Consider the following 6,184-nt stretch of genomic DNA (forward strand, 5'->3'; position numbering starts at 1 on the left):
ATACTCGATAAGCCATGTTCTGTTCCATTGTACTGCCATCGGTGGTCAACCTCGTACGCCGGTTGTAATCATCTATCTACAAGTTTATACTTGTCCCTTTTTCGGTTCATTTCCCTACTAAAGAGTGCCCCTACCATTATTTGGGTTGCTCACTCGTGGGGTTTACCTCGTTCCACCTGAAATGTTTCCAAATCAGCTACGTCACTGTGGCACCTTCAAGGCTAGCTTCCATATCTAATAGACGTAGGTAGCTATCCTGCCGTTAACCAAATGGTTACCTTGACTTATGAATTCGTCAAGCACGAACACTACAAACATCGCAGTTTGTGTGAGCATGGACTTTCCTCTGTATATATTATACAGCGATCACATGAGTATTTAATTTATTTCCTCAAATTACTATACCATAAGTACTAGATTTAATCAAGTTTCCCTATGACTTTCATTTAGCTTTTGCTTTTCAACTGCCTTAACTTATTAACTCTCTGTCTCAGCGAATTTCTTTCCGAAAACAGCCTTCTCCAAGTTTGACAATCGTTTTAAAACATCATAATTTACTTGCGGATTAGGATTAGGTTGTGCAGAGCGTGTTTTGGGCGGCTGTTCCACGGTTGATGATTTTTTCAACCTATCATTCTCTTGTTGAAGCCTTTCTAACTCTTGCTTAAAAGCATCATAATCCTGAATAATTAAATCTAAAAATTCATCAACTTCCTCTTGATTATAGCCCCGCATTGCTGTCTTAAAATCTTTTTCTAAAATATCTTTACTACTCAATTGTACTCGATTCGTACTCACAGTATCACCTCATCATGTCTACATGTTAATTTGTTCGTATCCATTTCCATTTCATTTAACATTTTATTAATTCTATTTATTTTTATGCCATTTCTTTCTACTTATTATAGCATTAAATTGTCAACCTGAAAAATGAATGCATTATTCAGATTTATTCTCTTGCTATTCCTTCATTTTTATAATTATATAAAGTAACATACCCTGTTCAAAACAACCTAAATCAAGCATGGTTATTGATTCTATTTTTTTCAGACGATAAATTAAGGTATTACGATGTATAAAAAGAGACTTTGCTGCCCTACTTATATTTAAATTGCTATCACAGTATACAATAAAGTTATAACTGAGCTCCATAAAATCGTCATGCGCAAAAAACGGTTCTACTCGCCCGTTTAACTTCGACTGTATTTGAGAATTAAGCTGATACGGAATAAGTTGCATAAGTACATTCCAATCATAATAAGAATAGATGGCCGGTTCTATAGATAGCCTACTTGCAAATTCCACAAGCACCTCTGCCTCTTGATAGGATTGATACAAGAGGTGAAGAGCATCATATTTATATCCAGCAGCAATGGAAACAGTATGAATATTATAATCATGCAACCTTTTAATGAGCAGTACGCTTTTGTTTTTAAATTCTGCCATAAACTGATGAAAAACGGTGTCATCCGTAATCGGCTTTAATAAAATAATTTTTTCTGGATTTAAAAACGTACAAATATGATGTAAGTCGTTGTTATATGTTTTTCGAATACACGCTAATATTTCTTTCTTCAAATAGTCTAAGGAATAGGCCTGTCGCTTATCCATCTGTATACTTTTAAGTAACGAATCTCCGATATTGATTACAATACAAAGGCGCTGTATTCCTTCTTCTATCTGCAATACCTTGCAATAGTGGGCGACTCTTTCTTTATGTCGGTTTCCATCTAACAAGATATATTGCACAAATGACTCTAACGTTTTTGCTTCTAAGTCCTCTATATGCGTATGAATTGTTTCTTGCCATATCATTTCCACATACTTCTTAATAAGCTCTGCATATGGTTTAACCTCCAACGGATTTCCGATGATACCTAGCACTCCAATGGTTTGAGAATCTAAATGTAATGGAACTGCTACACCAGGTAAAACATTCGTCATACTAGAAATTTTGTCATTATCAAATAAGATGGTTCGATTCTCTTTAATAACTTCTATTGAGGGAGTATGTAATGTTCCAATTCGTTCAGCATTTGTATCCCCAATAATATATCCTCTCTTATCACTTAAACTAATGGGAAAAGGCGAAATTTTTGAAACCGCTTTCACTGTTCGTTGTGCAAATTGTACAAAACGTTCCATCTACTTTTCTTCCTTTTATATGGGTATTTTCTAATATTTTATCATAATTTTGATTATTTAAAATAATTATTTCTCTAAGAAATTTTGTATAGTTTTGACATAGATTTTCCAGTCTAGCTTAGGTTATAACTAGTTATAATCATTCCACATATAACTTGAGGTGATTTTCGTGCGTAAGAAAGCAGATATTATCATTATTGGTGGCGGTGTAATTGGCTCAAGCGTTGCCTACAATTTATTAAATGACGGTTACGATGGAGCAATTATTGTATTAGAAAAAGACCCGATGTATGAATTTTCTTCTACCCCTAGAAGTGCTGGTGGTATCAGACAATTATTTACTACGTCTATTAATATTCAAATAAGCAGATATAGCTTACAAAAATATAAAACGTTTCCAACCGACATGGCAATTCATGGAGAAACTGCTGAGATCGATTTTAAACAGCGAGGATACTTGTTTCTCGCCAAAGACGAAAATGTAAACCAGTTAAAAAAGCAATGTGAACGACAGCGACAATTTGGTGTTCCTTCCGACTTTTTAACACCACAAGAGCTGCTAACTATCATTCCAGAATTAACTATATCCGATTTACAGGGTGGGCTGTACTGTGAGGAAGATGGCTACCTTGACCCATACTCTGTTATGCAAGGCTATGCTAAAAAGGCCAAGCATCTAGGTGCTACGTATATATATGAAGAGGTTGACACTATTCTAAAAGACAATGATTGTGTCACCGGAATACAATTAGCGAATGGAGAAAGCTACTATGCTCCAATTGTTATTAATTGCGCTGGCCCATGGGCTGCTGCGCTAAGTGAGAAAATAGCGCTACCTTTACCAATCGTACCTTTAAAACGTCAAATTATTCAGTTCGATATCGAAGAACCCTTACATAATAACCTTCCTCTAACTGTAGATCCAACAGGCGTTTATTTCCGTCACGAAGGAAAACAATTGATTTCAGGTTATTCAGAGCAAGTAAAGCCAGGTATTGATTTTTCGTGGAGACGCTCCTTCTTTTTAGAACAATTATGGCCCGTGCTAGGTCATCGAATTTCTAATTTTGAATGTGCAAAGATTCGTAGTGGATGGGCAGGGATGTACAGCTTTAATACGATCGACCAAAATGCGATTATCGGTGAGCACCCTAAATTAAATGGATATTATACCGCATGTGGCTTCAGTGGTCATGGAATGCAGCAGGCTCCTGCTGTAGGTAAAGGGTTATCCGAGTTGATCCGATTAGGTAAATATGAGTCCTTGAACCTTCATCCATTAAGATTTGAACGATTTCAAGAAAAGGAATTGCTTATTGAGGGTGCTATAGTTTAACAACGTAAACGAATGGAGGTCATTACATGTTATTTTTAAATGAATCGGCTATAAAAGAAGCTGTATCCATGAAGCAAGTTATTCATGCAATTGATAACGCATATAAGCTCTACGGCTCTGGAGCATTTCACATGCCCACTCGAATGCAACTACAGGATGAAACAAATACTTTATTGCTAATGCCTTGCCTAACTAATGAATCGATAGGTACAAAGTTGATTACATCTTTTCCAAATAACACGAGCCATCCTACCTTACAAGGACTTGTAATTTTAACTAGTCGCGAAACTGGCGAATGTCAAGCGCTTTTAGATGGGTCGTTTATAACAGGAATTCGAACAGGTGCAATTGGTGGCTCAGCCATTAGACATCTCGCAAATGTGGATGATAACAAACTGGCAATAATTGGAACAGGTGTACAAGGGCTGTATCAAGCTATTGCAGCATGCACGGAGCGGCCGATTAAGGATATTTATTTGTACAATCGAACGACGGATAAATTACCAGCCTTTAGTGAAAAGCTCAAAGCATGGATCCCTGCAAACATCCATATCCATATGACTTCTACAATTGAAGAAGCAATTACATTTGCTCATATCATTATTTGCTCAACTACTTCGAATTCACCTGTTCTTCCTAATGACCCCGACTTATTAACAAACAAGCTTATTATCGGTATTGGTTCCTTTCAACCAACCATGCGAGAATTTCCAGAAGTATTGTATCAATTAGCGGACCGCCTTTATATTGATACGGAAGACGCTATTATCGAGTCGGGGGATGTACAATATCCACTAGAAAAAGGCTACCTACCAAAAGACTCCATCATATCCATGTCGAAGCTGGTTATGTCAAATGAAGAAGTGTCTCGTTCCCCTGATAAAAGCATCCTTTTTAAATCTACAGGTATGGCTTTATTTGACGTAGTTGTATCGCAATTGGTCTATCGGCAGGCTCTCAAGAAAGGAGTTGGTCAGCAGCTAACCTAGAGTAAAAAACTCTCTATAGGAGGGTGAGCGACCATAAGCGGTGTGGAGAATGAGGGCATGGTTATATCCCTTTTCAACCAAATGTACACAATTTGGCTGTTAGGATGGATAAAACCCGGTTAGAATATTCTGTACTCTGATTAAACGCTTTATCCATCAATACATTCAATGAAATGGTGCTTGATTAATTCTAAGAAAACAAGAGCATTTTGAAGATAATTAAAGTATATAGAGGGAGGAATTATGAATATCATCATTGTTGAATTTGTCGTTTATTGTATGTTGATCTTAGCAATTGGCTATTATTTCAGCAAACGAAGTAAGTCTCACTCTGATTTTCTATTAGGAGGAAAAAAATTACCTGGTTGGACACTTGCCTTTTCTGAAAGGGCAACAGGTGAATCTGCTTGGTTGTTATTAGGTTATACAGGGTTTGTTTTTATGACTGGCCTATCCGGAATTTGGGTAGCAGTTGGTATAGCAATCGGAATAATATTTGCTTGGCTATTTTTAGCCAAAAAATTTATGTCAGAAACAGATAAGTATAATGTGTTAACTTTACCAGATTATTTAGCGGTAAGGTTTGGGGAAAAGGCGAAAATAATTCGCTGGTTAACGAGTATCTTAATTGCTGGGTTTCTTATGTTTTATGTTGGAGCACAGATGGCTGGAGCTGGAAAAATGTTATTTACAACATTTGGCTTACCTCCAACAGCAGGTATTCTATTAGCTACAATTGTTATCATCATTATTGCATTTGCTGGCGGGTTTATATCTGTAGTTTGGACAGATATGATCCAAAGTATAATGATGGTTATTACATTAGTTGCGCTTCCTATTGCAGCATTAATTTATATACAAGCAAACGATTTATCGATAAACGCTTCCCTGATACAAGCTGGAGATTCGTATAACTCTTGGTTTGGTGGTCTGACTGGCTTTGCGATTGGTGTGTTATTTTTTAACAATTTTTCATGGTTCTTTGGCTTCTTAGGTGGTCAGCCTCAATTAAGTGCACGATTTATGGCATTAAAAAATAATAAAGAAGTAAGACAAGGAAGTATTGTTGCAATTATTTGGACATTATTAGCGTATGGTGGAGCATTTATGATTGGAATAACAGCTATTGCCATCTATGATCAAGGCTCATTTCATGATGTAGAAATTATTTTACCAACGATGATTCTTGAGTTATTTCCGCCTTGGATAGCTGGCTTGCTTTTAGCTGGGGTATTGGCTGCCATTATTACAACTGCCGATTCGCAATTAATGGTTGTGACAAGTTCAGTTAGTGAAGATATTATCCATAAAACATTGGGAATGAATTTTACAGAAAAACAACTTATCTGGATTTCTCGTATTTCTATTGTATTCTTCGGTTTAATCGGCATGGTGATCGCGCTTGTATCAGAATCTCTATTGTATCTAGTTGTCAGCTGGGCCTGGGCAGGAGTAGGCTGTACACTCTCCCCCGCCATCCTCCTTACATTTTTTTGGAAGCGATATTCTAGTGCTGGTGTGGTAGCGACAGTTCTTGCTGGATTAGTATCCACTATATTATGGATAAGCACACCTTTAGAAAGTATCATCACTTCAAAATTCACGACATTTTTTATTGCATTATTTTTTGGAATAGCTGTGAGCTTACTTCTTCCAGATAAAACGGAGAAGATCCATTCCCTGTCCGAAAAGAACATATAATAATGCTAAATAA

At 36.6% G+C, this 6,184-nt stretch carries 5 protein-coding genes and 1 other RNA gene; 3 read left to right on the plus strand and 3 right to left on the minus strand.

The genetic code is table 11. The annotated features are described in order from the left end of the window. Positions 1 to 3 precede the first annotated feature (3 nt). The 3 genes from rnpB to JUJ52_RS13070 form a co-directional block, all read right to left on the minus strand. Positions 4 to 378: RNase P RNA component class B (gene rnpB / locus JUJ52_RS13060), an RNA gene on the minus strand. A 99-nt stretch (positions 379 to 477) separates the two neighbouring features. After that, positions 478 to 798 (minus strand): cell division regulator GpsB, encoded by a 321-nt coding sequence (gpsB, locus tag JUJ52_RS13065; RefSeq protein ID WP_026681941.1) that lies wholly within the window; start codon positions 796 to 798, stop codon positions 478 to 480. 162 nt (positions 799 to 960) lie between these two features. Continuing rightward, positions 961 to 2,145 carry a CdaR family transcriptional regulator gene (locus JUJ52_RS13070; protein ID WP_205388538.1) on the minus strand — a complete coding sequence of 395 codons (1,185 nt, stop codon included), beginning with the start codon at positions 2,143 to 2,145 and terminating at the stop codon, positions 961 to 963. Between the two features lie 169 nt (positions 2,146 to 2,314). Between JUJ52_RS13070 and JUJ52_RS13075 the strand changes: the two genes are divergently transcribed. The 3 genes from JUJ52_RS13075 to JUJ52_RS13085 all read left to right on the plus strand — a co-directional run bounded on the left by JUJ52_RS13075 (position 2,315) and on the right by JUJ52_RS13085 (position 6,171). Continuing rightward, positions 2,315 to 3,481 carry an NAD(P)/FAD-dependent oxidoreductase gene (locus JUJ52_RS13075; RefSeq protein WP_026681939.1) on the plus strand — a complete coding sequence of 389 codons (1,167 nt, stop codon included), beginning with the start codon at positions 2,315 to 2,317 and terminating at the stop codon, positions 3,479 to 3,481. Between the two features lie 26 nt (positions 3,482 to 3,507). Next, on the plus strand, positions 3,508 to 4,470 hold the full coding sequence (locus JUJ52_RS13080) for an ornithine cyclodeaminase family protein (protein WP_026681938.1): 963 nt from the start codon (positions 3,508 to 3,510) through the stop codon (positions 4,468 to 4,470). Positions 4,471 to 4,713: 243 nt separating this feature from the next. Continuing rightward, the gene (locus JUJ52_RS13085; RefSeq protein WP_228088993.1) at positions 4,714 to 6,171 is read left to right on the plus strand and encodes a sodium/proline symporter; all 1,458 of its coding nucleotides are present in this window, start codon (positions 4,714 to 4,716) and stop codon (positions 6,169 to 6,171) included. Positions 6,172 to 6,184 lie beyond the last annotated feature (13 nt).

The organism is Virgibacillus sp. AGTR, assembly GCF_016919725.2.
GTDB lineage: Bacteria > Bacillota > Bacilli > Bacillales > Amphibacillaceae > Virgibacillus > Virgibacillus salarius.